The organism is Hyphococcus flavus, assembly GCF_028748065.1.
GTDB lineage: Bacteria > Pseudomonadota > Alphaproteobacteria > Caulobacterales > Parvularculaceae > Hyphococcus > Hyphococcus flavus.
Window position 1 is genome coordinate 870305 of record NZ_CP118166.1, and the last position, 26224, is coordinate 896528.

22 protein-coding genes and 1 riboswitch are annotated in these 26224 nt (G+C 54.2%); of the genes, 8 read left to right on the forward strand and 14 right to left on the reverse strand.

The features are described from left to right. Nucleotides 1–42: 42 nt before the first annotated feature. A complete protein-coding gene (gene mutS / locus PUV54_RS04320) occupies nucleotides 43–2733 on the reverse strand; it encodes a DNA mismatch repair protein MutS (RefSeq protein WP_274494339.1) in 2691 nt (896 codons plus the stop codon). A gap of 95 nt (nucleotides 2734–2828) precedes the next feature. On the opposite strand from mutS, the gene PUV54_RS04325 reads away from it, so the two are divergent. Further along, complete coding sequence (locus tag PUV54_RS04325; RefSeq protein WP_274494340.1) at nucleotides 2829–3560, forward strand: M48 family metallopeptidase; 732 nt, start codon at nucleotides 2829–2831, stop codon at nucleotides 3558–3560. Here the strand turns inward: PUV54_RS04325 and PUV54_RS04330 are convergent. After that, nucleotides 3557–5329 carry a transglycosylase domain-containing protein gene (locus tag PUV54_RS04330; RefSeq protein ID WP_274494341.1) on the reverse strand — a complete coding sequence of 591 codons (1773 nt, stop codon included), beginning with the start codon at nucleotides 5327–5329 and terminating at the stop codon, nucleotides 3557–3559. The two genes, PUV54_RS04325 and PUV54_RS04330, sit on opposite strands and share 4 nt — an antisense overlap. 253 nt (nucleotides 5330–5582) lie before the next feature. Here PUV54_RS04330 and PUV54_RS04335 point away from each other — a divergent pair, with 253 nt between their 5' ends. Next, nucleotides 5583–6206 (forward strand): TetR/AcrR family transcriptional regulator, encoded by a 624-nt coding sequence (locus PUV54_RS04335; RefSeq protein ID WP_274494342.1) that lies wholly within the window; start codon nucleotides 5583–5585, stop codon nucleotides 6204–6206. A gap of 82 nt (nucleotides 6207–6288) precedes the next feature. Here the strand turns inward: PUV54_RS04335 and PUV54_RS04340 are convergent, their stop codons facing one another. Continuing rightward, nucleotides 6289–7452: an OmpA family protein gene (locus PUV54_RS04340; protein ID WP_274494343.1), complete on the reverse strand. Its 1164-nt coding sequence runs from the start codon at nucleotides 7450–7452 to the stop codon at nucleotides 6289–6291. Nucleotides 7453–7748: 296 nt separating this feature from the next. Between PUV54_RS04340 and PUV54_RS04345 the strand changes: the two genes are divergently transcribed. The 6 genes from PUV54_RS04345 to PUV54_RS04370 all read left to right on the forward strand — a co-directional run bounded on the left by PUV54_RS04345 (nucleotide 7749) and on the right by PUV54_RS04370 (nucleotide 14132). After that, nucleotides 7749–9071, forward strand: coding sequence for a M28 family metallopeptidase (locus tag PUV54_RS04345; protein WP_420797938.1), 1323 nt, complete (start codon nucleotides 7749–7751; stop codon nucleotides 9069–9071). A gap of 204 nt (nucleotides 9072–9275) precedes the next feature. After that, the gene (locus tag PUV54_RS04350) at nucleotides 9276–9404 is read left to right on the forward strand and encodes a hypothetical protein (RefSeq protein ID WP_274494345.1); all 129 of its coding nucleotides are present in this window, start codon (nucleotides 9276–9278) and stop codon (nucleotides 9402–9404) included. Nucleotides 9405–9459: 55 nt separating this feature from the next. After that, nucleotides 9460–9647: riboswitch (cobalamin riboswitch) on the forward strand. A 69-nt stretch (nucleotides 9648–9716) separates the two neighbouring features. Continuing rightward, nucleotides 9717–11546: a TonB-dependent receptor plug domain-containing protein gene (locus tag PUV54_RS04355; protein WP_274494346.1), complete on the forward strand. Its 1830-nt coding sequence runs from the start codon at nucleotides 9717–9719 to the stop codon at nucleotides 11544–11546. After that, a complete protein-coding gene (locus tag PUV54_RS04360; RefSeq protein ID WP_274494347.1) occupies nucleotides 11543–12358 on the forward strand; it encodes an ABC transporter substrate-binding protein in 816 nt (271 codons plus the stop codon). The genes PUV54_RS04355 and PUV54_RS04360 overlap by 4 nt, the downstream gene beginning before the upstream one ends. Continuing rightward, nucleotides 12358–13353 (forward strand): FecCD family ABC transporter permease, encoded by a 996-nt coding sequence (locus PUV54_RS04365; protein WP_274494348.1) that lies wholly within the window; start codon nucleotides 12358–12360, stop codon nucleotides 13351–13353. Before PUV54_RS04360 ends, PUV54_RS04365 begins: the two co-directional genes overlap by 1 nt. Further along, entirely contained in the window at nucleotides 13350–14132 is a 783-nt protein-coding gene (locus PUV54_RS04370) for an ABC transporter ATP-binding protein (protein WP_274494349.1), read from the forward strand. Before PUV54_RS04365 ends, PUV54_RS04370 begins: the two co-directional genes overlap by 4 nt. On the opposite strand, the gene PUV54_RS04375 is transcribed toward PUV54_RS04370, so the two are convergent. The 11 genes from PUV54_RS04375 to PUV54_RS04425 form a co-directional block, all read right to left on the reverse strand. Continuing rightward, nucleotides 14120–14686 carry a cob(I)yrinic acid a,c-diamide adenosyltransferase gene (locus PUV54_RS04375; protein WP_274494350.1) on the reverse strand — a complete coding sequence of 189 codons (567 nt, stop codon included), beginning with the start codon at nucleotides 14684–14686 and terminating at the stop codon, nucleotides 14120–14122. The two genes, PUV54_RS04370 and PUV54_RS04375, sit on opposite strands and share 13 nt — an antisense overlap. Before the next feature lie 88 nt (nucleotides 14687–14774). Beyond that, a complete protein-coding gene (locus tag PUV54_RS04380; protein WP_274494351.1) occupies nucleotides 14775–16388 on the reverse strand; it encodes a peptide MFS transporter in 1614 nt (537 codons plus the stop codon). 234 nt (nucleotides 16389–16622) lie between these two features. Next, entirely contained in the window at nucleotides 16623–16874 is a 252-nt protein-coding gene (locus tag PUV54_RS04385; protein WP_274494352.1) for a CBU_0592 family membrane protein, read from the reverse strand. A gap of 39 nt (nucleotides 16875–16913) precedes the next feature. Next, a complete protein-coding gene (locus tag PUV54_RS04390) occupies nucleotides 16914–17510 on the reverse strand; it encodes an exopolysaccharide biosynthesis protein (protein ID WP_274494353.1) in 597 nt (198 codons plus the stop codon). 32 nt (nucleotides 17511–17542) lie between these two features. Continuing rightward, a complete protein-coding gene (locus PUV54_RS04395; RefSeq protein WP_274494354.1) occupies nucleotides 17543–18010 on the reverse strand; it encodes a GNAT family N-acetyltransferase in 468 nt (155 codons plus the stop codon). A gap of 20 nt (nucleotides 18011–18030) precedes the next feature. Next, nucleotides 18031–19443, reverse strand: a complete 1413-nt coding sequence (lpdA, locus tag PUV54_RS04400; protein ID WP_274494355.1) for a dihydrolipoyl dehydrogenase — start codon at nucleotides 19441–19443, stop codon at nucleotides 18031–18033. A gap of 47 nt (nucleotides 19444–19490) precedes the next feature. Further along, complete coding sequence (gene odhB / locus PUV54_RS04405) at nucleotides 19491–20984, reverse strand: 2-oxoglutarate dehydrogenase complex dihydrolipoyllysine-residue succinyltransferase (RefSeq protein ID WP_274494356.1); 1494 nt, start codon at nucleotides 20982–20984, stop codon at nucleotides 19491–19493. Between the two features lie 24 nt (nucleotides 20985–21008). Continuing rightward, the gene (locus tag PUV54_RS04410; RefSeq protein WP_274494358.1) at nucleotides 21009–23972 is read right to left on the reverse strand and encodes a 2-oxoglutarate dehydrogenase E1 component; all 2964 of its coding nucleotides are present in this window, start codon (nucleotides 23970–23972) and stop codon (nucleotides 21009–21011) included. 104 nt (nucleotides 23973–24076) lie between these two features. After that, nucleotides 24077–24988, reverse strand: a complete 912-nt coding sequence (gene sucD / locus PUV54_RS04415; protein ID WP_274494359.1) for a succinate--CoA ligase subunit alpha — start codon at nucleotides 24986–24988, stop codon at nucleotides 24077–24079. Nucleotides 24989–25267: 279 nt separating this feature from the next. Next, nucleotides 25268–25654 (reverse strand): cupin domain-containing protein, encoded by a 387-nt coding sequence (locus PUV54_RS04420; RefSeq protein ID WP_274494360.1) that lies wholly within the window; start codon nucleotides 25652–25654, stop codon nucleotides 25268–25270. Nucleotide 25655: 1 nt separating this feature from the next. Beyond that, nucleotides 25656–26081 carry an acyl-CoA thioesterase gene (locus PUV54_RS04425; protein WP_274494361.1) on the reverse strand — a complete coding sequence of 142 codons (426 nt, stop codon included), beginning with the start codon at nucleotides 26079–26081 and terminating at the stop codon, nucleotides 25656–25658. Between the last annotated feature and the right edge of the window lie 143 nt (nucleotides 26082–26224).

Below are 26224 nucleotides of genomic sequence, written 5' to 3' on the forward strand. Positions count from 1 at the left end.
AAAGTGTCGCTTTTCTTGAGGGCTAGCGCAGAATTTGCGCCCTCATAGCTGATCCAATTTGGATTTCAACCGGTAAAGCGCATCAAGTGCTTCTTTGGGCGACATCGAATCGAGATTAAGCGCATTGAGTGCGTCGATCATTGTCTCATTGTCAGACGGCGCTTTTTCTTTGACTGGCTCTGCGGCAGCAAAGAGCGGCAGATCGACCAGTCCCCCTGCATCTTTCCTGCGCTCTTCCAGCATTTCAAGAACCGCTTCCGCCCGAGAAACGGCGGACGGCGGCAGACCAGCAAGGCGCGCTACGGCAACACCATAGGACCGGTCGGCCGGCCCCGCTCCGACTTCGTGCAAAAACACGACATCGCCGTTCCATTCACGGACTTTCATGGAAACATTGGAAAGTCTTGAAAGCTTCTCCGCCAGCGCCGTCAGTTCATGATAATGCGTGGCGAACAATCCGCGACAGCGGTTAACGTCATGGAGATGCTCAACCGCCGCCCAGGCGATAGACATGCCGTCAAATGTGGATGTACCGCGCCCGATTTCATCCAGCACCACTAGGGATCTATCGGTTGCCTGATTCAAAATTGCTGCGGTTTCCACCATTTCAACCATGAAAGTGGAACGCCCTCCCGCAAGATCATCAGACGCACCGACCCTTGAAAAAACGCGATCCACAACACCAATTCGAGCACTTACGGCAGGCACGTAAAGCCCTGCCTGTGCGAGAATTGCGATTAACGCATTCTGTCGCAAAAAAGTGGATTTGCCAGCCATGTTCGGGCCGGTAACAAGCCACAATTGAGGCTCGTCTGCATCACCCAGCCTGCAATCATTGGCGATAAAACGCTCACTGCCAGCCTTTTCAACGACAGGGTGTCGCCCCCCTTCGATCTCAAAGGCGTGACTATTATCGACTGTGGGTCGAACGAAATTTTGTTCGCGCGCCAGCACCGCCCCACTTGCAGTAAGGTCAATTTCAGCAACTGAGCCGGCGGCGGCCAATATGGCTTCGCGATGCGCCAGCGTCATCGAACGCAAGTTGCTGAAAATTTCGATCTCGCGAGCCAGCGCCTCATCACGCGCGCGCGTAATTTTTGCGTCAAGATCAGCAAGTTCTGTGGTCGTAAACCGCACAGCGCTGGCAAGGGTCTGACGATGAATGAACGTCTCGTCTTGCGGTGACGCCAAAAGTTTATCACCGTGGGAAGGCGGCGTCTCAACAAAATAGCCAAGCACGTTGTTATGGCGAATTTTAAGTGCCTTGACGTTAGTCTGCTCGCGATACTTGGCTTCGAGGCCGGCAATGACGCGTTTTGATTCATCCCGAAGCATACGGACTGAATCAAGCCCTGGATCATAGTCCTTTGCAACAAAACCACCGTCTCTCGCCAGCATGGGCAGCGTATCACTCAAGGCGCTTCGCAACATGTCAATCAACGCAGAAAAACTTTCGCCTTTCTTATCTTCCATTACCTCCAACGCATGGGTGATTTTCGATGGAGGCGTCGGGTCGACATGAGAAATTACTTTAGCGAGTTCACGAGCCTTCATCAGCGTATCGCGGATAGCAGCGAGATCGCGGGGACCGCCGCGATCCATCGCCAAACGGGAAACAGCACGCGCAGCGTCCGGTGTTTCCGTTAAAATCTCACGCACTCGTTGGCACAAGTCATGGGAATGTTCAAAAAAACCAACCGCATCATGTCGTTCTTTGATGGCGTTACTATTCACAAGAGGCGCAGAAAGACGTGACGCCAATAATCGTGCGCCCGGGCCTGTGACTGTGCAATCTACAGCCCACAGCAGAGACCCCTTTCTCGCGCCAGATTGTGTTTGCAGAATTTCCAGAGACGACCGTGTCGCGGCATCGATCACCATCGCATCGTCAATAGAAGCACTGCGTGGCGGACTGAGGGACGGTGTCCGCCCTGCCTGTGTCAGCATGACATAATTCAAAAGAGCGCCAAGCGCGCCGCACTCAGCGCGGGAAAAGTCGCCAAAGCCGTCAAGCGAGGCAACATTGAATGTTTCCAATATGCGACGCTGACCAGCAGTTGAATCAAAATACTGGGCGGCTTGCGGCGTGATTGTGATGTCGCTTGAACGGTCAAAGATCTTGGCCCGCCAGGGATCGTCTTCTGGCAGTTCAGGCAAGACCAGCTCTTTGGGCGATACGCTTGCCAGGTCCGCCACGAGCCGGTCCATACCGGTTTCACGTACGGACAACTCACCCGTCGAGATATCCACGCACGCAAGCGCCGCTTCTTCACCGCCACGCAAAATCGCAAGCGCGGCAAGGTAATTGTTTGAGCGCGCATCGAGGAGAGAATCCTCAACGATTGTCCCGGGTGTGACAATTCGAATGATTTCCCTGCGAACGACAGATTTCGAGCCCCGTTTTTTCGCCTCATCCGGACTCTCCATTTGCTCACAAATAGCAACCTTGAATCCTGATCGTATCAACTTTGCGAGATACGACTCATATGCATGGAAAGGCACGCCGCACATCGGGATGTCAGCGCCGCTGTGTTGCCCCCTTTTCGTAAGCGCTATATCGAGCGCTCCCGCAGCCGCTACAGCGTCATCAAAAAAAAGCTCGTAAAAATCCCCCATGCGATAAAACAACAACGCATCACCAGCCTCCTCCTTGATGGTGAGATACTGCACCATCATCGGTGTCGGCTGCGTTTTGGGCGCGGCCTGTTGTTTCTTTTTCGGTTTATCGAGCATGGCTCACTTGAAAAACTTTACGCATTCAAAAATCTCGAAATAGTTTGATCTTTTCGCAAAACTCGCGAGGATAGTCTGGTAAGCGTAACAATGACATGTCAGCCAGTCACACCACCAGAACAGAGATCAATATACGCGAGCAATCAACTCCGTTGATTGTGCGCGTCAACCGCCGCGCCAAGCAATTGATTCTAAAGGTTGATCCGATAGCTGGGGAAATCTTGGCGACAGCGCCGTCAAAACGAGCGATCCCCGAGGCGATTCGTTTTGCGCAAGACCGGATAGACTGGATTGCCGAACAGCTCAGCGATTCTCTGCGCGGCAGACCGTTTTCTGCTGACATGCGTATTCCCTTTGCCGGCATTGAACATATTATCCTGAACGACCCTTCCTCACGAAGGTCCGTTCAGGTTGACGCCGAACTAATACCGGCAATCCGCGTCGGCGGTCAGCCGGAGCACCTGAACCGCCGAGTTTCTGATTGGCTCAAACGGGAGGCGAGAAAACGCATCACCCACAAGGCTGATGAGTACTGCAGGGCTCTTGGAAAAGAGCGCCGCCGCATTAACATCAGAGATACAAGGACCCGGTGGGGATCATGCTCATCGGAGGGCGTCCTGTCTTTTTCCTGGAGGCTTATACTCGCTCCGCCCGATATCCTTGATTATGTTGTCGCTCATGAGTGCGCACACTTGATTCATATGAATCATTCGCCAGCATTCTGGCGCGTCGTTCGTCAGCTAGGTGTCGATGCGAGAGCCGCGGCAACTTGGCTTGACCAGCAAGGACCAGCGCTCTTCAGCTATGGCGTAGCGGAGAACGGTTAGCCGTCCATCTGTAATATTGCGGCGATAGGGTCTTCATCAATGACCGGAGCCACATAAGACGGAGGCGGCAAGGCTCGCGCCATCATCTCACGCCAAATGATTGCTGGCGCACGGCCGCCTGTGACATTGTTCATAGGTTTATTGTCATCGCGTCCTATCCAGACGACCCCCACCAGCCCGCCTGCATGCCCGGCAAACCACGCATCACGGCTATCTTGAGATGTCCCGGTCTTGCCCACAGTTCTGTAACCCGGAACTTTCGCAGCTCGGCCGGTTCCCCAAGTTACAACCGCTTCAAGCATTTCATTGAGTTCCGCGATAGCTTCGGCATCCGCAACCTCGCCAACAACGGCGCCTTTACGGGCATAAACCAGATCACCATCAGCAGTCTCTATTCGTTCGACGAGATGGGGCTCGATTTGCAGCCCGCCATTTGCAAATGGCGCGTAGACGCCAGCAAGTCCCATTGGCGAAATCTCATCAACGCCAAGCGCAAGCGAGGGACCCGTTTCGAGATTCCCCTTCCACCCAAGCTGACGTGCGATGTCACGCACACTTTGACGGCCGGTTTCTTCCTGCACGCGCACTGCGGCGCTGTTAAGAGACAACGCCAACGCCTCTCTCATAGAAACGTCGCCGTAATATTTATCTTTATAGTTTCCCGGCGCCCATGTTCCGATCGTAACCGGCGCATCAACAACCATGGCATCAGGTGACTTACCATTTGAGAGGCTTGCGAGATAAACAATCGGCTTAAACGCTGAGCCAGGTTGGCGCTGCGCCTGAGCCGCTCTGTTAAACTGACTTTTAGCGTAATCACGCCCGCCAATCATTGCGCGAACAGCACCTTCCCCATCCAGGAACACAGCCGCCGCCTCAACCTCATCCATCTCAGAGCCTGCCATTGCAGCCCCGGCAATCAAACCTGTTTCTGCTGCGGCCTGAACCTTTGGGTCGAATGTCGTGAATACAAAAAGATCTGCATCAAGATCACCTGTAATTTTCCGCGTTTCCCGCAACACCTGGTCTACAAAATAAGGCGCTGCTTCAAACCGTGGGCTGGCCAATAGAACCGGATCAGCGATGACGCGGTCTGCCTGCTCGCGGGTCAAGAAACCTGCTTCGACCATTTGCTCAATAACAAGCCGCCCACGCTTTCCTGCATCATCCGGGTTGTTCGTCGGCGCATATCGCGAAGGCGCTTTTAATAGCCCAGCAAGAACCGCGGCCTCGCCAAGCGATAAGTGTTTTGCGCTTTTCCCGAAATACCGGTAGCTCGCGGCGTCAACGCCATAGGCGCCGGCGCCAAAGTAAACACGATTGAGGTAGAGCGTTAGTATCTCTTGTTTCGTAAATTTCCGCTCAAGCCAGACCGCAAGCATCAATTCCTGAATTTTACGCTTGATCGTTTGATCGCCAGTCAAAAAGACGTTCTTCGCGAGTTGTTGCGTAATAGTAGAGCCGCCCTGGCGGACTTCGCCTCTGGTGACGTTTACAATCAGCGCACGCAGTATCGATACAGGATTGGCGCCAAAATGATGATAAAAATTTCGATCCTCAACCGCCAAAACAGCATCCGGAACATGAAGCGGCAAGTCTGCCAGACGTATTGGAGCGCCTTGCGACACGCCCTGACGCATTATCGGTGAACCGTCCGCAGATAACAGCGTGATTTTCGGGGTGGCGCCTTCCCGCCAAAGCTCTGAAGAGTCAGGCAGGTCGCTAGCAAAATAGGCAAAAAGAGCTGCAAGGCCAATCAGCAAGGTCATGGCGAATACCCCAAGCTCGCCTACAGCTCGCGCAAATGGTGAAAAACGACTTACCTTTCGCGCTTTTGCACGGGAACGCCCTTTTCGGCGCTTTAAAGGCCGCTTTGCCTTACCTTTCGCTTTTCTTTTCGCCATTGCGGTATCAATCGCCCCCCGTGGTTAACGCTTGGTAAATGACGGAGCGCACGCGATTTCGCTTTTTGCCAAAATCGGTCATACTCTCAGGCTTACCTAAGTAAACTGCGAAGACCCAATGAGTGAAGCCAGAGCCCAGAGCGAAGACGAACTGGACGAAAAAACACAAGCTATTGTGGCGGCTGCACGAAAGACATTCCTTTCGCTTGGGTTTGATGCGGCCAGCATGGATCAGATCGCCCTTACGGCAGGCGTCTCCAAGCGCACCGTGTACAATCGCTTCAGCTCCAAAGAAGAATTGTTCGGCGCGGCAATCATGGAGACATGCAAAAATTTGTTACCAGTCAATGTCGACGATATCGAAGCAAGCCTTCCCCCGGAAGAAGTAGTCCGAAAACTCGCCACTCAATTTTTACAAGGAATATTAGAACCCGAAGCCCTGTCTCTTAGGCGCATTGCCGCTTTTGAAGCAGAACGCAAACCTGAAATCGGCAAAGCTTATCTAGAGCATGGCTCCTATTGGATGGCGAAACAGTGCGCCCCCATATTAGCGCGTCTTGCAGCGCGCGGCGCGTATCGGATTGAAGATGCAGAACAAGCTATTTGGCAGCTTGGAGCGCTTCTCACTGAACCGCTGCACACGCAAGCACTGATGGGTGATGCCCCGGATGACCTCTCTGCTGCAATCGATGCGCAGGTCAATCAAGCTGTAACAACATTTAAGAAAATTTACGGCGCCTAACAGACAACCTATCGGAAAGCGTAAAAAGAAACCGGCGCAGGCACCTGCGCCGGTTTCAATATTTGATCGTTATAGGAGACGTTTACTCGAAAGAGATCATCACGTCTGCACGACGGTTAAGAGGCTCACGCACGCCGTCTGCCGTCGGTTTAGCAAGGTTCGTTTCGCCGTAAGCTTCCATTCGAACGCGATCGGCTGGTACGCCGTTTGCGATCAACGCATCACGAACAACGCGCGCGCGACGCTCTGAGAGAGCTTGGTTGTAAGCGGAACCGCCAGAAGTATCCGTGTTACCTGCAACAACGACTGTGTCGATGTCATTTTCAAGAGCACGGGCGGAAGCTTCACGAATAAGGTCAGAAGCCTGTGAGGTCAGGTTCGACTTGTCGTAGTCGAAATATACCGTGAAGTTGACCGGGTCGAGGTCAGCAGAAGTATCTTCCATGACCTGCGGCGGGCATTCAGCCGTCATCGGTACGGCAGAACCGTCCCAGCAGTCCTTGAACTGAGGCGCTACCGGCGCTGGCGCAGAAGCACCAAAGTTCCAGCGAAGACCCGCGAAAGCACTGTGTGACTGGTTTGCGACATCAAAATTTGCAGGCGCGCCGTTAAGCGTGCCGGCATGCTCAGACTTCAGCGTATCGAAGTACCGGTAAGAAAGATCGAGCATCAACCCTTCCGCCAGACCGATCGCAACACCAGCGATACCTTGATAAGCGAGGCTCGCTTCTGAACCGCCATAAGCGATTGAAAGAGGCGACGTCGGCGCACCTGGATTTACTGTGCCGGTAATGTCTGGGTCGACAAAACCAACACCGATACCGGCGCCGATGTAAGGTGTGAAAGAACTGGAGTTACTGAAATCATAAATCAGATTTGCTAGAATAGCATGCGTGCTGAGGTCGCCAGTAATCGAACCGTTTGGCCAGCCAGAAAATCCTGCGCCATCAGAATTGATATGATCAATATCATTGCTGCGGTAGGAATACTCGAGCTCTGTACGGAAATTGTTGCCCCAGTCATAACCGAGAGCCGTATAGACGCCGATGCCATTATCATGTTCAGCCGAGCTATCAAAAACAAAAGGCCCAGGGGTCGTGCTAACGCCGTCATTGCTGACGTCGTTTTCGTGACCCATGTAGTTGAGGCCGGCGCCGATCGCACCATAAAGCCCTTCGTAGGCATTAGCCGCAGGCGCGATGGCCGTCATTGCTGCAGCTGCTAGCAAGGTCGTCTTGATTTTCATCTTCCCCTCCTCAGGTGGACTGGCCGTCAAGCCACGAAGCTATCGCAGCCTGCCGTTGAAATACGCGGGTTCCGTAGCGGGTTTAACGCTCGAAATATAGCCTGCTTACTGCGGAATCGCGCTAAATCAATTAATATCTCATTAACGATGTTGCATCAACGCATCTTCCTCTGCAAGGCTGCATGCGGTTTCCCCACAAGGGTTGCGGCAGCGCAACACTTTTGCCGTTTTTATGACAAAAAGTAAGGTTTCAGATGCGATCAATCCTTTCCGTCTTTTTAGCTTTCATTTTAGTCATGACCGCCGATGCGGCTGGCCAAACAGACAATGACAAGCGATTGCGCAAGGTGGAGGCTGCGGTTTCGGCCAGCAGGATCGAGGCGGATATCCGCCGACTCGCAGATTTCGGAACTCGCCATACTCTCTCCGAAACGGAGTCCGACACCAGAGGCATTGGCGCCGCCCGGCGCTGGATAAAATCCGAATTCGACAGAATTTCGGCCGACTGCGGCGGTTGTCTGGATGTGATTTATGTCAGCGACTTTATCGAAGGCGAGCCCCGCATTCCTGAGCGCACCGAGGTTGTGAGCGTCATCGCAATCCAACGAGGCAGGTTAGACCCGGACCGCGTCGTCATGATGTCCGGCGATATCGACTCGCGCGTCAGCGATCCTATGGACGGAGAGTCCGACAGCCCCGGCGCAAACGACAACGCCTCAGGCATGGCTGGCGTTTTGGAAGCCGCACGGGTTCTTTCCCAGGAGGAGTTTGCAGGCACAATCGTCTACGCCGGTCTTTCGGGTGAAGAGCAAGGCCTTTTTGGCGGTAAAATCGTCGCTAAACACGCCCTTGATGAAGGTTGGCGCGTTAAAGCTGTTTTGAACAATGACATGATCGGCAATATCGAGGGCATCGACGGTGTTATAGAAAACTCAACCTCACGCGTCTTCTCGGAAGGCACGCGTGCAAACGAAACGCCGGAAGAAGCAAGAACCAGACGCTTTACCGGAGGAGAAGTCGATTCCCCTTCCCGCAACCTCGCACGTTATATTGATCGGCTCGCTGACGAATATATCCCAAACCTCGACGTCATCATGATATATCGTCTTGATCGCTTTTCGCGTGGAGGCCATCACCGCCCCTTCAATGAGGTCGGCATTCCAGGTGTTCGCATTATGGAAACGCATGAACATTATGACCGTCAACATCAGGATTTGCGCTCTGAAAACGGCGTGCAATATGGCGACGTAATTGAAGGCGTAAATTTCGATTATGCACGCAAACTCACGTCACTTAACGTCGTAACGCTAGCGAACATGGCGGCAGCGCCGCCGATCCCGGCCAATGTCGAAGTGTCCGGCGCGGTATCCCCTTCTACAACCTTAAAATGGTCGCACGCAGAAGGAAAATCCGCAAAAAACCTTGCTGGCTACAAGGTTCATTGGAGGCTTACGGACTCACCGCAATGGACCAATAGTATTGATGTTGGCGCCGTTTCGGAGTTTACGCTCGAAAATATTGTGATTGATAATTACTTCTTTGGCGTGTCTGCGATCGCTAAGGACGGCGCACAAACGCCGGTTGTGTTTCCGGGCCCCGCGGGTAGTTTTGGCGAGTGATTTCGATGTCGCATCGACATCGAATATAACAGCTAACCCCTTGAAAAACAGGATTTAGGCCGACGTCCAAAAGTGGGAGTAGGCCTATTTTCCAAGGCTTGATCGGCACTCTCTCGCATTTGCGAATGTTTTCGGTAGCCAGCAGGTTTTTAGTCGGTTAATGTTCGCAATCGGGGAATCCGTTGCAAAGTGTGGGGTGTCCAAATGAAAGCAATCCTCTGGCTGATCATTCTTCTTTTAGCCGCCGTCGGCGTGGCTTCAATTGTCGATTACATGGGCTGGTATGACGTGCCGATGATCGATGTCGTTGAACAAGCCGAAGCGACTGAATAATTCAGTTTTAGAATTCGATTCGCCCCGGAACAGCTTGATCTGTTCCGGGGCGGCGTATATCAAAATTATAGACGGTGCCCTCTTTACCGAGGGAGAATAGGGAACGCGGTGAAAATCCGCGGCTGTGCCCGCAACTGTGAGCAGTGAGACTTTCGCCAGCATGCCACTGGAGTAATCCGGGAAGGCGGTGAAAAGTTGGGTGATCTGCAAAGTCAGGAGACCTGCCGTCGACGTCGTCTCTCGTTTGGCCGGGACCAGCCAAAACGAGCGGTAGATCCGTCATGGCGACATCCAACCTTTTAGGAGTCGTCGATGACAAATTTGCGTATCTCATTTTCTTTACTCTTTATGGCGTTTGCCCTCACGCAAACTGCTGAAGCTCAGACCGCAACCGGGGACGAACTGATCGTTTCCGCCACAAGAACCCAAAACCAATTTGAAGAAGTTGGTTCATCCGTAAGCCTTATAAACGCGGCTGACATAAAGCTGCGTCAGTATCCATTTGTGTCTGACGCCCTTCGTGACGCGCCAGGCGTATCCATCGCACGAAATAGTTCCTATGGCGGCGTAGCGAGCGCGCGCATTCGCGGGGCCTCAAGCGGACAATCACTAGTCGTCATCGACGGCATCGTTGTCAACGACGCCTCTGCGCCTCAAGGCGGGTACAATTTTGCCAACCTGGACGTCGCGGACATTGAGCGTATCGAAATACTTCGCGGACCACAGAGTTTGCTTTACGGCGCCGATGCAATCGGCGGTGTTATCCATATCACCACCAAGAAAGCAGCGGGTGGAACTGCTGCATATCTAGAGGGCGGCTCCCGAGGGACATTGCGCGGCGGCGGGACGGCGACGTTAGGCAATGACGATACTTATGGCCGTGTTACGATCTCCGGCGTAAGAACAGATGGTATTTCGCGAGCAGCGTCTGGAACCGAAGCCGATGGCTTTCGATCGGTCTCAGGGTCGTTTTCGGGCGGTGTTGCGCTTAACCGAAACTGGCAAGCTGAAATCATTGGACGCTTTAGCGATTCCCATGCGGAAATTGACGGCTTTCCTCCGCCGACATTTTTTTCCCTTGGCGACACCGATGAAACCGAGGACACGCAGGACTACGCCATTGCCGGGCGCGCTTTACACGACCACAGCAGCTTTAATGGTGCGCTGACCGTCTCCTATAACGCCATCGATCGCGTCAATCGCGACGGCGGGATTGAAACTTTTGGCGGGGAAGGCGATCGTCTTTCTGCAGATTACCTGGGGGCGGTTGAACTATCAGATAACGCTCGCGTCATTGCAGGCGCTGAAGTCGAACGCACTTCTGTGATTGTTTCGGGCGTTGACGAAGAAGCCTCCGCAGGAGCCGTGTTCGCCATGGCGGAATTGAAGCCCATAGACACTTTTACCGTTTCAGCCGGCGCACGCCGGGATGAGTTCTCAAATTTTGACGGCGCAACCACGGCGCGCGTCGCCGCCGCATGGGCGGCGCCCGGGGAATTTGTGCTGCGCGGCAGTTGGGGACAGGGCTTTCGCGCGCCCACACTATTCGAACTCAACTTCGATCAGTTCGGCACCATACCCAATCCAAACCTTCAACCGGAACGCGCTAACGGGTTCGACTTCGGTGTCGAGAAAAATTTTCGCAACAGCAGTCTGAATGGTTTCTTCCGCGCGACCTTTTTCCAGACGCGCGTTGAAGATCAGATCGACTTTGATTTCGCTAGAAGCGGATATTTCAATATTAACGAAACACGTTCGCGTGGCGTTGAGCTCGAGGGGCAGGTCGATATCGGCGAAGGCTTTTCAGCTTTTGTATCCTATAGCTACGTGGACGCTGTGGACGTATCAACTGGCCTCCAGCTATTGCGGCAGCCAAAGCACAGCGGAACCGCTGTATTCACGGCATCACCTATCGAAAACTTTACTGTATCGACAAGCCTCATTTTCAACGGGGCTGAAAACGATACGCCGGCGCCGAATGACTCTTTTTTCCGCGCCGACTTACGCGCCGCTTACACCGTCTCCGATTCGCTAGAATTATATGGGCGGATCGAAAATATAACCGATACGAATTATCAGGATGTGTCTGGATATGCGGAACCGGGGCTTTCCGTCTTTGGCGGGCTTAGGGTACGGCTTTGAAACACATAACAAAAATTATAATCATTGTGGCGGCGCTGGTTTCCAGCGCCGCTGCAAGTCCCAGGGTCATATCCCTTGATTACTGCTCGGATCAGTATGTTTTAAAGTTGGCCGATAAAGAACAAATCATAGCCGTTTCGCGCGGCGCGGATAAAGACTATTCCTATATGCGCGATGAGGCGAAGAACCATAAACGCATCCGCCCTTCACCAGAAGAGGTTCTTATTTTGGAACCTGATCTCGTTATTCGACAATGGGGCGGCGGTGTTGGTGCGACAGAAACTTTATCGCAGTTTGGCGCGAAAGTCGTTTCGCTCGGTTACCCCGAAGATTTTGGAGGCGTAAAAGCCAATATCCGCATGGTCGCCTCAGCCCTTGATCAGGTTGATCGCGGCGAGCAGCTTATCGACGAAATGCAGTCACGCCTTGATGCAGTTAAGTCAAACACCACAGATCAAAAACGAGCGCTTTACGTAACGCCCGGCGGCGTTACCGCTGGCGCCCATACGATGATCGATGCAATTCTTACGGCGGCAGGCTTGATAAACATTGCGGCGGCTGATGGTGAGATCTACTGGCCGCCTTTGCCAGCCGAGTCGTTGCTCCTGAACCCGCCTGCTGTCATCGTCACTGGGTTCTTTCTTTCCAGGGATCAAGACATCAATTACTGGTCCGCCGCCCGCCATCCTGCCATTGAACAACAATTCGAAAAAACGCCAACCATCCATCTGCCGCCAGATGTCATCAGTTGCGCCGCCTGGTTTGCCGTGGATGCCGTCGAACAAATTGCGCAACAGCGCGAGGCGAAGTAATGAGCCTTACCTTTCCAAAAAAACTGACTGCTGCGCTTAGCGTTGCCAGCGCAGTTTCAATTCTTGCAGCTCTCTTTCTGGGGCCGGTGGCGATTTCACCCAGCGACATTGCCGGATCTCTGATTTCCGATCATGGAGCAATATCGGCGATCGTTCGTGAAATCAGGTTGCCGCGCGCTCTTGCGGCATGGCTGGCCGGCGCATGCCTCGGGCTTGCCGGCGCCGGCCTGCAAGGATTGCTTAGAAATCCCCTTGCCGATCCTGGCGTTCTCGGGGTTTCCGCCGCTTCAGCGCTCGGCGCCGTAGTGGCGATATACTTCAATCTGGCGGCAATCGCGTTTTGGGCGACACCGGTTGCCGCGATTTTTTTCGCGTTCGGCGCTACGCTTGTGCTTTATTTTCTCGGCGCGGGACGGGTTTCGACTGCACGGCTCATTCTTATCGGCGTTGGACTGTCTTCGCTCTACGGCGCCCTTATTTCGCTGGCCATGAATCTTGCGCCAAACCCGTTTGCACTTTCTGATTTGATCAATTGGCTTTTCGGCACTGTCGCCAATCGCAGCTTTCGCGATTTAACGCTTGCCGCGCCGTTTGCATTTGCCGGCTCAGTGATGATTCTTGCTGCAGCGCCCGGTTTACGCGCATTAACACTCGGCGAAGAAACAGCTGCAAGCATCGGCGCCAACCTTAAAATCACTCGCATGCTGGTCATCGCGGGCGCAGCCGCACTGGTCGGCGCAAGCGTTTCCATCGCCGGGGCCATCGGCTTTGTGGGCATCGTCGCCCCTCACATTGTTCGTGCATTCGGCGATCACGACCCGGCGCGCATCTTGTTGCCCAGCGCGCTTCTAGGCGGGGTTACATTGGCCATGGCGGACATCTGTATACGCCTGCTGCCGTTTGATCAGGAATTGAAGCTGGGCGTGGCGGCGGCTCTGATTGGCGCGCCAGGATTTGTCTGGGTCGCGGCGACCACCAAGCGGGTCACCTCATGAGTGTGCAACTCATTGCCTGCGATGTGTCTGTCACGCTCGGAAAGCGGAAGGTCCTCAACGCTGTTTCGTTCGAAGCGTCGAAAGGCGAGTTCCTCGGCCTCATCGGTCCCAACGGCGCTGGAAAATCTACTCTACTGAAAACACTTGCGGGGCTGCTTTGCCCGGATAGCGGCGCCATTCGTTTTTCCAGGCACAACATCACTGATATGTCGCCTCAAGAACGCGCTCGGAAAATCGCTTATTTGCCGCAGGCGCGATCCGTATACTGGTCGGTGACAGCACGCGATATCGTTGCCCTCGGACGGTTTGCCTATGGCGCGCCGCTTACCGAAAACCCTCATGACACGGCGGCGATTGAGCGCGGATTGAAAGACGCGGGCGCAGACCATCTCGCGAAAAGGCCCGCGGCGGAACTCTCCGGCGGCGAGCTAGCCCGCGTCCATCTTGCCCGCGCGCTCGCGGGCGAGACCCCATTGCTGCTTGCAGACGAGCCCATCGCTGCACTCGACCCGGCGCATCAAATGGCCGTCATGACGCTCCTTAAAACGAAAAGCAGCGAAGGCGGATTAGTGATCGCCGCCCTCCACGACTTATCCCTCGCTGCGCGTTACTGCTCACGGCTGATTGTCCTGAAAGAGGGTTCAATAGCGTCCGATGGCGCGCCGGGCGACGTGCTCCGGCCTTCGCTCCTCAAAAGCGCCTTCAGCGTTGACGGAACAATTGTCGAGCGAGCTGGTCACATCGACTTAACTTTGCAGCCAATTGATCATTCCGTCTGAGAAGCCAGGGAATTTTCTTTGCGCCAGTAAATTTCCGCGACGCCGGACTGCTTTGCTTCAACGCGCGCAATAATAAAAAGCACATCCGACAGCCGATTAAGGTATTGAAGCGCATATTCGGCATCCGGAACATCGTTATGAAACGCCGCCATGGCCCGCTCAACGCGACGGCAAACTGTGCGCGCCACATGGCAAAATGACAGCGCCGGCGATCCGCCTGGTAATATGAACTCTTTCAATGGCGGCAATCCGGCATTTAATTCATCAGCAATCTCATCAAGCCTGGCCACATGCTTTTCCGACAACACTTTGGTTCCCGGAAAAGACAGCGCGCCGCCAAGATCGAAAAGATCATGCTGAATGCCCCGCAGAATAATCGCCAGCGATCCTGTTTTCAGGTGGCTGGCGACAACCCCGATCGAACTGTTGAGCTCATCAACATCGCCTAGCAGGCCGATACGCGGGTCATTTTTTTCAACACGCGCGCCATCGCCAAGAGAGGTTTGTCCCTTGTCGCCGCCACGTGTGACGATTTTCGTAAGGCGGTTCGACATAGATTAATCCATATGCATGGATAGACGTTTACAGAAAAACGCCCGGCAGGAGAACCTGCCGGGCGGTTTTTAAAGGTCTTCTCAAGCCTTACTTTCGGGCAGGCTTCGGACCGGGCCCTTGCGGTTCACCGATCTCCTTCTCGCCAGCTAGTGGATGATCGTCATCTGTCAGTGTCTTCAAATGCATGAGGTAATTGATCAATGGTGATACGATGATCAACCCGATACCGACCCAAACAGCCATCCAGCCCACATTGGAGTAGACATCCAATACCAGACTTTCCCCGTTCGGCCCTTCGGCAGCAGTTGCTTGCGCAATGAGACCAGCCACGAAGTTCCCCGCGCCAGAAGCAAGAAACCAGGCGCCCATGATCAGGCCAACCATTCGCGCGGTAGAAAGCCGTGTCATGGCCGACAAGCCAACTGGCGATAAACAAAGTTCACCCGTCGTGTGCAACAGGTAAATAAGAAAGATGAAAACAACAGGCGTAAGTCCTTGGCCAGTTGAGGCGCCCCAGACCAGCACAAGAAAACCCAGACCCAACTGGATAACGCCTAATCCGAATTTTTGCGGCGCCGACGGCTCCATGCCGCGCTTTCCGAGGAAGCTCCAGATAAAAGCAAAAACCGGCCCAAGAAAGACGATATACATAGCATTCAATGACTGGAACACAGATGCAGGCACTTCTTGACCGAGCAATGTGCGATCCACCTGTTCGTCAGCGTAGACGTTAAGTGAACTGCCCGCTTGCTCAAACAGCGCCCAGAACAGGACCTGAACCGTAATCAAGAACAAGGCTGCAAATATCCTGTCACGCGCATGCGGTTCCAGGGTCATCACACTCCTGCCCAGAATATAGAGATAGGTTACGCCCATGGAGATATAGAGCAGCGTGCCCACCGTGCCTTGATCACGAACGACCCACCACACAAAGGCCAACATGCCGAGCGTAGCAATGTAAATGAGCCATTCCGTAGTCAAACCCAGAAACTGTTTCTTTTTAAGCAGCGCCAGATCAGGCGTTTCGCCGGCGCCGTTCAACAAACCACGCCCCATAGCGAAAACAATCAAGCCAACAAGCATCCCGATGCCGGCAAGACCGAAACCGTACTGCCAACCAAAGGTTTCTCCGAGATAACCGGCATACAAGGCGCCAAAAAACGAACCGGCGTTAATGCCCACATAAAAGAAAGTGAAGCCGCTATCACGCCGGACATCTGTTTTAGCGTAGAGCTGGCCGACGATCGCCGAAATATTACCTTTCAAGAAACCCACGCCCATGATGATAAGCGCAAGCGACAGGTAAAATATGTTGAGGATGAAGGGATCAGGATCTTCTCCGGCGACAACCGGCTCCCCTTCGATGGCCATGCCCATGTGACCAAGCACAAGCAAAACAGCGCCGATCATTACTGCCCGCTGATGCCCTAGATAACGGTCAGCCAAAACACCGCCTATGACCGGCGTAATGAAAACGAGCGTCGTGTATGCGCCATACAATCCGTAGGCAGCGCTCTGTTCAAAAAGGAAGTGTTTCGTAAGATAAAAAACAAGAAGCGCACGCATGCCATAATAGGAAAAGCGCTCCCACATCTCTGCGAAGAAGAGAATGTACAAGCCTTTTGGCTGCGTGCGCATTTGATAGAGCGCGCTCAGCAAACCTACGGCGCCAATAGCCGTAAAAATCAAAATCACATTCATGGAAGTTAGACCCTTTTACTTCTTTGCGGTTGCATCAGCCGGTCAGCTTGCAACATCGCCCCTCTGCCAGAGCCACCCCTGCCCTGCATCGAATTAAAGCGCACTCTAAGCCGAAAAGGCACGCAAAATCCAGCCGTTAGCAGTAACTCGCTGTTTTCTAGCGAAAAGGGTCCGCAAAACCTAAGGGGGTCATGAAATTGCCCACATGCGTTCCCGTTTCGTGCCTTAGGTTTGCTAGCCCCTTCGTCCCAGCAACGATCTTGCAAGACCGATGACCGATATTGTCAGCCAAAAAATCTCGATTACGAAAGACGCTGCATTAAACGTATGCATCAGCGAAAAGAGAATCAGTAACGCGCCAATCCCATTGAGGGCGGGATATAAGGGCTGATTTACATTCATCCGGCCGATTTGTGAGAGGAAGTAAGTGCCGACGATAAATGCAACGCCTGCGAAGCCGACAAAATCAGGAATGGTTAGAGTCATAACTCTCCGTTGCGATAAATTTTAATATCGCGCTTGCTGCTAGAAGGCGCTCACGCCGAGTAGAGCAACGCCAAAACAGGCCAACAGCGCCATGATCATCACAAGCCCGTCGCGCGCAGTGATGGCGACACCAAACAATACAATGCTCCATGCCGGAGCGGCGACAATAAAGGGAATGACGTCAAACGGAATCATAAGCAAGCCAAGCACCGCCACAAAAAATGCTGCGGCGCGGCGCATCGGTTCAATCATTACCCAAGTCAACCGCTCAGTAATCAACCGATCAATGAAAACCAAACTTGGCTCAACTTTTTTGCGTGTGTAACGCAGATCTTCTTCCTTGATCGATTTCTCAAGCAGAAGTTTTGGAAGCCAGGGATGCGCCAAACCCAATAACATTTGCAAAGCGATGCCGGCGATTATGATGCCGACGACAGCCGCCGCGCCGGGAATTACTGCAAGCGGCGTACCACCAATAAACCCAAAGAAAATAAAAAGCGGTCCATAGCTTCTATCGCCCCAAGCCTTTAAGAGTACGCCAAGATTCAATGCGCCATTTTCAGAATTCTCAATTGCTTCATCGAGAATTTTTTCGAGCGGCGCCCCGCCAGCCGATTGAGCTTTCTCAGATGGCAAGGTTCTTTCTCCCGTCGCTCTCTACATACCAATTAAGCACCAGGAGCATCAGCACGCCAACCGCACTTCCCAATGACGCGATACGTTGCGCCCAAACGTTGATAAAATGCGATGGCTTTTTTGTTATCTGTCCGAACTGTCCAGTTAACATAAGCGCCAGTCTTTTTCGCTTCATCAAAGACAGCGCTCATTAAGCGCTCGCCAAAGCCGAGCCCCCGGCATTCAGGTCTTACGTAAATATCGTCCAGTGTGATGCGCGGAGAACCGGTCCAGACATGAAAGTCATGGGTGTAAGTGGCGTATCCAGCGGTCTTATCGCCAGAAAGAGCAAAAAACCCACTCCATGATGGGGCATCGCGGAAGCCGGTCTGGCGCAAGACGGCAGGAGTGACAGTTAGGTGCGCTTGCTCACCTTCGTTTTCTGCGAGCGCAGTCATTTGGGTGAATAATTCGTCTACATCGCTTTCTTCAATCCGGCGTATGTAGATGTCAGTATCCATGATGAAGCGAGCGCGTTCCTTTACGCCTGCATCGTCCAGCCCTCAACGCCCATGGCCGCCTGACGGACAGCTTCGGAGCGTGTCGGATGCGCATGGCACGTGCGCGCAATATCTTCAGATGCACCGCCAAATTCCATAACGCTGACGGCTTCAGCGATCAGTTCGCCCGCCTCAACACCGACGATATGAACGCCGAGCACGCGGTCGGTTTTCGCGTCTGCCAGCACTTTTACGAAACCATCCGTCTCGTGATTGGTTTTAGCGCGCGAGTTGGCGGCGAACGGAAATTTGCCAACTTTGTACTCAACGCCTTCGTCCTTTAGCTGCTCTTCTGATTTTCCAACGGCGGCGACTTCTGGATAGGTGTAAACGACGCTTGGCACCGTATCGTAATTTACATGGCCTGCCTTGCCCGCGATTAACTCGATGCAGGCGACGCCGTCATCTTCCGCCTTGTGGGCGAGCATCGGCCCCGTAATGCAATCGCCGATGGCCCAAACGCCAGGCACGCTGGTTTTGAAATGGTCCGTTTCTATAAACCCGCGCTTGTCGCTCTTGACTCCGATCGTTTCAAGCCCAAGCCCAACCGTATGTGGACGGCGCCCGATGGCGACCAGAACCGCGTTGCAGTCGATAACGGACTCATCACCATCAGCGGCGGGTTCAACCGTCAAATGCACGCCGCGTTCAGATGTTTTGGCGCCTGTAACTTTGGACGATAATTTGAAATCAACGCCCTGCTTTTTCAGAATACGCTGAAACTGTTTTGAAACCTCGCCATCCATAGTCGGCAGGATGCGGTCGAGAAACTCAACCACCGTCACTTTCGAACCGAGCCGCCGCCACACAGACCCAAGCTCCAGCCCGATGACGCCGCCGCCAATCACCACCAGATGATCCGGTACATTAGCAAAATCCAGCGCACCAGTAGACGAAACGATTTGCTTTTCATCAATCTCAACTCCAGGCAGAGGCGTCACCTCAGAGCCCGTGGCGATCACGATGTTTTTTGTGTTGAGTTCCTGTTCCCTATCACCATCGGAACCGGAAACCAGAACACGATTGGGCGCGAGGATTTCACCCGTCCCCAGAAACACATCGACCTTGTTCTTTTTCATCAGGAATTCGACGCCTTTGGTAAGGCCTTCGACGGCGTCGTCTTTTTGTTTCTGCATCTGCTGCAGATCGAGTTTTAATCCGCCAGTGTTTATGCCGATCCCTTCGAAATCTTTCTCCGCGATCTCATATAGCTGCGAAGCATGAAGAAGCGCCTTTGACGGGATGCAACCGACATTGAGGCACGTGCCGCCGAGCTTTTTCGTGTCGCGCTTTTCAATGATCGCCGTTTTAAGCCCAAGCTGCCCAGCTCTGATTGCCGCATTATAGCCGCCGGGGCCTGCGCCGATGATCACGACGTCATATTGATCGCTCATTATCTATCCTTATTCCGTTCGAATGGCGGCGAAGCCATTAACACGAACTAGAGGTCCAGCAACAGCCGCTGCGGGTCTTCGAGATTTTCTTTAAGGCGCACGAGGAATGTCACGGCGCCTTTGCCGTCCACAATCCGGTGATCATAGGAAAGCGCCAGATACATCATCGGTCGGATGACAACTTCGCCATTACGGGCGATTGGGCGTTGTTCTATCCGGTGCATGCCAAGAATGCCTGACTGCGGCTGATTAAGGATCGGCGTCGATAATAGCGAGCCGTAGACACCGCCATTGGTGATGGTGAAGGTGCCGCCCTGCATCTCTTCGAGTTTCAGATCGCCGGAGCGCGCCCGCCGGCCGAAATCTGCGATTTCAAGCTCAATCTCCGCCATTGATTTCAAATCAGCATCGCGCACCACGGGCACGACCAGACCTTTGTCCGTGCCAACGGCTATACCAACATCATAATGGTCTTTGTAAATGATATCGGTTCCGTCGATTTCGGCGTTAACGTCAGGCACTTCTTTCAAAGCATGAACGCAGGCCTTGGCGAAAAACGACATGAAGCCCAGCTTGATGCCATGCTTCTTTTCAAAAAGATCCTTGTACGACGCGCGAAGCTCCATAACAGCGGTCATATCGACGTCGTTGAACGTCGTGAGCATTGCCGCCGTGTCCTGCGCCTCTTTTAATCGGCGCGCGATGGTCTGGCGCAGCCTCGACATCTTCACGCGTTCTTCGCGCTGACCGAGGTCGCGCGTCGCAGAAGGAGTGGGTGCTTTCGCTTGAGACGGCTTCGTTTCGGCAGAAAGTGCGTCAGCTTTCGTCACGCGGCCGCCCTTGCCCGTACCCTGAATGGAAGACGCATCAAGACCGCGCTCAGCAACCACGCGACGCGGCGCCGGCGAGAGCGTATCCGATGATGCGGTTGAGGCTGGTTGCGCAGAAGGCGCCGCAGCGCCGTTTGATTTCGGCGCGGATGCGGACGGCGCTGCGCCCGCTTCGATTATGGCAATTAGCGCGCCGACTTCGACGGTTTCGCCTTCTTTCACTTTAATCTCTTTTAAAACACCCGCAGCCGGAGACGGCACGTCCATAGCGGCCTTGTCCGTTTCGAGGCTGACAATCGGCTCATCACGCTCGACTGCCTCACCCTCTTTCTTTAGCCATTCACCGATGTCAGCTTCCGTGACGGACTCGCCAGACGCGGGAACGCGAACCTCGATTTCTTCGCCACCGCCTGATGACGCCGGAGCGGGTTCATTTTCTTCTTTCGGCGCAGGTTTCACAGCAGCAGCACTCGCTTCGGCATCGATAGCGCCGAGAAGCGCATTCACCTCAACCGTGTCGCCTTCTTGGGCGGAGATGCTTGCAAGCACGCCTGCCGCCGGCGCCGGCACTTCAACCGACACCTTGTCAGTTTCAAGTTCGACCAACGGCTCGTCTGCGTTCACCGCATCGCCCTCATGCTTCATCCATCGGGCGATTGTGGCTTCGGTGACAGATTCGCCGAGCGTTGGAACGCGGATTTCAGTGGCCATACATCTCTTCCTCTCCGGCGAGCTTTAAACGCTTAAAGCTTCGTCCAGAAATTCTTCAAGTTCCTGTTTGTGTTTGCTCATAAGGCCCGTCGCCGGCGAAGCGGCAGCATGACGGCCCACATATTTCGGGCGCTTGTGCTTGGCGTCGATCTGATCAAGGGTCCACTCGAGATTCGGCTCCATAAAGAACCATGAGCCCATGTTTTTTGGCTCTTCCTGACACCAGATCATCTCCGCGTTCCGGAAACGCTGCAGCTCGTTGATAATCGAATGGGCCGGAAACGGATAAAACTGTTCGATGCGCAGAAGATAAACATTGTCAATTCCGCGCTTCTCGCGCTCTTCCAGCAGGTCGTAATAGACCTTTCCGGAACACATGACCACGCGCTTGATTTTGGAGTCCGCAACCAGCTTCACGGTCGAGCCCGGCTGCGATTCCGCATCATCCCATAACACACGATGAAAAGAGGAGCCCGGCCCCATTTCGGCCAGTGTCGATACGCATTTTTTGTGGCGCAGCAGTGACTTCGGCGTCATCAGGATCAACGGCTTGCGGAAATTGCGCCGCATTTGGCGACGCAGGATATGGAAATAATTCGCCGGCGTCGTGCAGTTCGCCACCTGCATGTTATCTTGTGCGCAAAGCTGCAAGAAACGCTCAAGCCGCGCCGAAGAGTGCTCGGGCCCCTGACCTTCATAACCATGCGGCAATAAAAGAACGAGGCCGCACATTCTAAGCCACTTTCGCTCGCCCGAGGAAATGAACTGATCGACAATCACTTGCGCGCCATTCACGAAGTCACCGAACTGCCCTTCCCAGAGCACCAGAAATTTCGGGTTGGCTAAAGAGTATCCATACTCAAATCCCATCACCGCAAATTCGGAAAGGTTTGAGTCATGCACCTCGAATGTCGCATTGCCGTCTTCAAGGTGGCGCAACGGCGTGTAGGTTTTTTCTGTCTCCTGATCGATAAAGACAGCATGCCGCTGAGAAAACGTGCCGCGCCGGGAATCCTGGCCGGAAAGACGCACGCCGAAACCATCCTGCAAAAGCGACCCGAATGCGAGCGCTTCAGCCGTCGCCCAATCAATGCCGGCGCCCTCGTCAATCGTCTTTTTCTTCTGCTGTAAAATGCGCGCGAGCGTTTTGTGAATGTTGAAATTCTTCGGATAGTGCGTAAGCGCAGCGCCGATGGTTTTCAGTTGATCGAGATCAACGGCAGTGTCACCGCGCCGGTCATCGTCCACAGGAGGCACGAACCCAGACCACTGACCGTCGAGCCAGTCAGCCTTATTCGGTTTAAAAGCCTCGGCTGCGGCGAATTCATCATCCAAGAAGGTTCGGAATTTTGACGCCTCGTCAGAAACATCTTGTTCTGTGAGCGAACCTTCTCCAACAAGACGTTTCGCGTACACTTCGCGCGTAGTCGCCAGCGCGCGTATTTTTTTATACATGCGCGGCTGGGTAAAATTCGGTTCATCGCCTTCGTTGTGTCCAAAGCGGCGATAACAGAACATATCGATGACGACATCAGCGCCAAATTTCTGTCGAAACTCCGTGGCGACTTTCGCCGCGTAAACCACCGCCTCCGGATCGTCGCCGTTGACGTGAAAAATCGGCGCCTCAACCATTTTAGCAACATCGGAAGGATATGGCGACGAACGCGCAAAGCGCGGACTGGTCGTAAAGCCGATCTGGTTGTTGACGATAAAATGGATGGTCCCGCCATTGCGATAACCGCGCAGACCTGAAAGCCCGAAACATTCTGCAACGATGCCTTGTCCTGCAAAAGCGGCGTCGCCGTGCAGCAGCAGCGGCAATACATGTGTGCGCGGCGCATCAAGATCTGGCGGTTCGATACGATCCTGTTTCGAGCGCGCCTTACCGAGCACGACCGGATTGACCGCCTCAAGATGAGATGGATTCGCCGTTAGCGAGAGGTGGACTTTATTGCCATCGAATTCTCGGTCTGATGAAGCCCCGAGGTGATATTTCACGTCACCTGAGCCGCCAACATCGTCAGGCGTCACCGAACCGCCCTGAAATTCATGGAAAATGTGATGGTAAGGTTTGCCCATCACTGCAGCGAGCACGTTCAGGCGGCCGCGATGCGGCATGCCGATGACAATCTCTTTAACGCCTAGGGCGCCGCCGCGTTTGATGATCTGCTCAAGCGCCGGAACCATGGACTCCGCACCATCGAGGCCAAAACGCTTCGTACCCGTATATTTTGTGTTCAGAAAGTTTTCAAAACCCTCTGCCTCGACGAGCTTGTGAAAGATCGCGCGCTTGCCTTCGTTCGTGAAGGAAATGTCCTTGTCCGGCCCTTCGATGCGATGCTGCATCCACGACTTTTGCGCCGGGTCGGTAATGTGCATGAATTCGACAGCGAAAGTACCGCAGTAGGTACGCCTCAAGATGCCGATAATTTCACGTAGGCTAGCGGTTTCAAGTCCAAGCACATTGTCGATGAAAATGGGGCGATCCATGTCCGCTTCGGTGAAGCCGAGCGATGCGGGATCAAGTTCCGGGTGCACCGTCTGGTTCTGGAGGCCCAACGGATCAAGATCAGCGATCAGGTGTCCGCGAATTCGATAAGCGCGGATTAGCATCAGCGCGCGCAGAGAGTCCTTGGTCGCCTGCTGTATCTCATCTGCGGTTGCCGCCGGCGCACGTTTTTCTATCTTAGACTTGAGCTGCGGTTCCAGCGAGGCCCAATCGCCATCAAGCGCCGCCGTCAGTTCGCCATTGACCTTGGGCGGCCAGTCTTTGCGCTCCCAGCTCGGCCCCTGGTCACTCGAGTGGTCGCCTCCAGCATCCGGATCATTTTCGAAGAATCGCCGCCAGTCCTCAGATACCGATCCAGGGTCCGCTAAAAACCGCGCATGCTGCGCTTCGAGATAGCGTGCGTTCGATCCCGATAGTGCTGTGTGAGTGTCAGGCTTTGATTGAGCCTGATCTGCAGGGTCGTTGCCGTCCTTGGCCATTACTTTAGTCCGTCATTACGCCGCGCCTGACGCTTATGGTTCTAGATACGCCAACCGCTGCGCGATTCAATCATTAACGAACGATCAATTAACGATAAAACCGTTTATTTTTTGAGAAGTTCCAGCAATGTCCGCCCCATTGCCGCAGGTGTTGGCGAGACGGCGATTCCGGCCGCGTTCATCGCCTCGATCTTGGCTGCCGCTGTGTCGTCAGCGCCGGAAACAAGCGCGCCCGCATGGCCCATGCGCCGTCCCGGCGGCGCCGTGACGCCGGCAATGAAGCCAACAGTCGGCTTTTTGATCTTGTGGTTCGCCAGAAACTTCGCCGCATCGGCCTCTGCAGAGCCGCCTATCTCGCCGATCATGATGATCGACTGGGTCTCGTCATCGTGAAGGAACATGTCGAGAATCTCGATGAAATCGGTGCCCTTCACCGGGTCGCCGCCAATGCCGACGCAGGTCGACTGGCCGAGGCCCGCCATGGTCGTCTGGTGCACCGCCTCATAGGTCAGCGTGCCAGAACGCGAGATCACACCCACGTGACCCTTGCGGTGGATGTGGCCCGGCATGATCCCTATCTTGCATTCATCCGGCGTAATCACGCCCGGACAGTTAGGTCCGACGAGCCGCGTCTTTGAGCCGTCAAGCGCGCGCTTGACCTTGACCATATCCTGAACCGGAATGCCCTCGGTAATGCAGATTGCGAGCGGAATTTCAGCCGCGACCGCTTCAAGAATGGAATCCGCCGCGAAGGGGGGCGGCACATAAATCACCGTTGCATTCGCGCCGGTTTTTTCTCTTGCTTCCGCCACGGTATCGAACACGGGCAGCGTCGCGCCCTTCGCCTCGGCCGGGGCCGCCTCGCCAGCCGCCCACGTCATGCCGCCTTTGCCCGGCGTCACGCCGCCGACCATTTTCGTCCCATAGGCGATGGCTTGTTCCGTATGGAAGGTGCCCGTATTGCCCGTGAGGCCCTGGCAGATGACTTTGGTGTTCTTGTCGATAAGAATGGACATTTTGCAGGCTCTCCGGCGAGCGTTGGCGGGTGAATTTCGCTGGTCTTAACGGCGCCGCAATGAAGGGGCAACCGTTTCACGACAAATCCTTCAGCCTCGGGAAAACATTATCGGCTGGAAAATCAACCCTATGGCCGGCCGCTAAGAAACTGTCACGAATCCGTCGTTACAGCGCAACATATCTTTGCGAGAGAGCGCCACGCTTTGACCGAGTGTATAAAGCCCTCCCGACTTATGATCCCGCGCGGGCGCTGCTCGCGCGGTTTTTTATCCGGTTTTTTATTCAGCGCCCTTGAGCGTGGGCAAGTCTCGCTTTGTTCGCTCGTTTTCATGAGCGCCGGTATTCAGCGTGCCGGCATTTTCGATCATCATGATCCAGCATTCTTTGTCGGCGACCGGCATATGCTCGACGCCGGCGGGAACGACGATAAAATCGCCCTCCGCCAGCGAGACATCGCGATCGCGGAACCGCATGGTGAACGCGCCTTTCACCACATAAAACGCCTCCTCGACGCCGTCATGATGATGCCATTCGAACGCACCTTCGATTTTGGCGAGCCGCACATCCTGACCGTTGACGTTGGCCGCAATATGCGGAGACCAGTGCTCATCGATCTGATCAAAGGCTTTCCGGATATTGAGTTTGCCGATAGCGGGTCTGGTCATCTCAGCTTCTTTCCGGCGACGTTTTCTCAAAGGCGACAACGCGCTCGATAAAATCCGACGGCAGAGGCGACGTGTCCTGTGTCCCCCGCTCGGCATGAACATAGGTCAGCGCGCCCTCGGTCAGCAATTCTTCGTTCCTGAAAATCGCCATCGCCACGGTCATCGATTTGTTGCCAAGCCGCGCGCAGCGCGCGCCGACCTCGAGTTCATCATCGAACTTTGCCGATCCGCGAAAGTCGGCGTTCGCGTTGACCGTATAGAATTCGAGAATGTTATCACCCTGATAGCCGAGCGCGCGCATATATTCCGTAATGCCGACGTCAAAATAGAGAAAATAGTTGACGTTGAAGACGATCCCTTGCGGATCGCACTCGCCCCAGCGCACGCGCAGAGGATGAAGGAAAGTAAAGGCTGTTTTCTCGCTCATGTCTTTTTGTTGACCTCAACCATCCCGTTTGTAAAGGGCGCGCCGGCAAGAGCTGAAAATGTACTGAAACGATGGGGCTCGCCTCTGCTTTAACTCTTTCATTACAACGCGTTCAGCCAATTGTTGTACAACTCCATCCAAAA

Coding starts and splice junctions, on each gene's coding strand:
- mutS (WP_274494339.1), bottom strand. CDS start 2,733: ATGCTCGATAAACCGAAAAAGAAACAACAGGCCGCGCCCAAAACGCAG.
- PUV54_RS04325 (WP_274494340.1), top strand. CDS start 2,829: ATGTCAGCCAGTCACACCACCAGAACAGAGATCAATATACGCGAGCAA.
- PUV54_RS04330 (WP_274494341.1), bottom strand. CDS start 5,329: ATGACCTTGCTGATTGGCCTTGCAGCTCTTTTTGCCTATTTTGCTAGC.
- PUV54_RS04335 (WP_274494342.1), top strand. CDS start 5,583: ATGAGTGAAGCCAGAGCCCAGAGCGAAGACGAACTGGACGAAAAAACA.
- PUV54_RS04340 (WP_274494343.1), bottom strand. CDS start 7,452: ATGAAAATCAAGACGACCTTGCTAGCAGCTGCAGCAATGACGGCCATC.
- PUV54_RS04345 (WP_420797938.1), top strand. CDS start 7,749: ATGACCGCCGATGCGGCTGGCCAAACAGACAATGACAAGCGATTGCGC.
- PUV54_RS04350 (WP_274494345.1), top strand. CDS start 9,276: ATGAAAGCAATCCTCTGGCTGATCATTCTTCTTTTAGCCGCCGTCGGC.
- PUV54_RS04355 (WP_274494346.1), top strand. CDS start 9,717: ATGACAAATTTGCGTATCTCATTTTCTTTACTCTTTATGGCGTTTGCC.
- PUV54_RS04365 (WP_274494348.1), top strand. CDS start 12,358: ATGAGCCTTACCTTTCCAAAAAAACTGACTGCTGCGCTTAGCGTTGCC.
- PUV54_RS04370 (WP_274494349.1), top strand. CDS start 13,350: ATGAGTGTGCAACTCATTGCCTGCGATGTGTCTGTCACGCTCGGAAAG.
- PUV54_RS04375 (WP_274494350.1), bottom strand. CDS start 14,686: ATGTCGAACCGCCTTACGAAAATCGTCACACGTGGCGGCGACAAGGGA.
- PUV54_RS04380 (WP_274494351.1), bottom strand. CDS start 16,388: ATGAATGTGATTTTGATTTTTACGGCTATTGGCGCCGTAGGTTTGCTG.
- PUV54_RS04385 (WP_274494352.1), bottom strand. CDS start 16,874: ATGACTCTAACCATTCCTGATTTTGTCGGCTTCGCAGGCGTTGCATTT.
- PUV54_RS04395 (WP_274494354.1), bottom strand. CDS start 18,010: ATGGATACTGACATCTACATACGCCGGATTGAAGAAAGCGATGTAGAC.
- lpdA (WP_274494355.1), bottom strand. CDS start 19,443: ATGAGCGATCAATATGACGTCGTGATCATCGGCGCAGGCCCCGGCGGC.
- odhB (WP_274494356.1), bottom strand. CDS start 20,984: ATGGCCACTGAAATCCGCGTTCCAACGCTCGGCGAATCTGTCACCGAA.
- PUV54_RS04410 (WP_274494358.1), bottom strand. CDS start 23,972: ATGGCCAAGGACGGCAACGACCCTGCAGATCAGGCTCAATCAAAGCCT.
- sucD (WP_274494359.1), bottom strand. CDS start 24,988: ATGTCCATTCTTATCGACAAGAACACCAAAGTCATCTGCCAGGGCCTC.
- PUV54_RS04420 (WP_274494360.1), bottom strand. CDS start 25,654: ATGACCAGACCCGCTATCGGCAAACTCAATATCCGGAAAGCCTTTGAT.
- PUV54_RS04425 (WP_274494361.1), bottom strand. CDS start 26,081: ATGAGCGAGAAAACAGCCTTTACTTTCCTTCATCCTCTGCGCGTGCGC.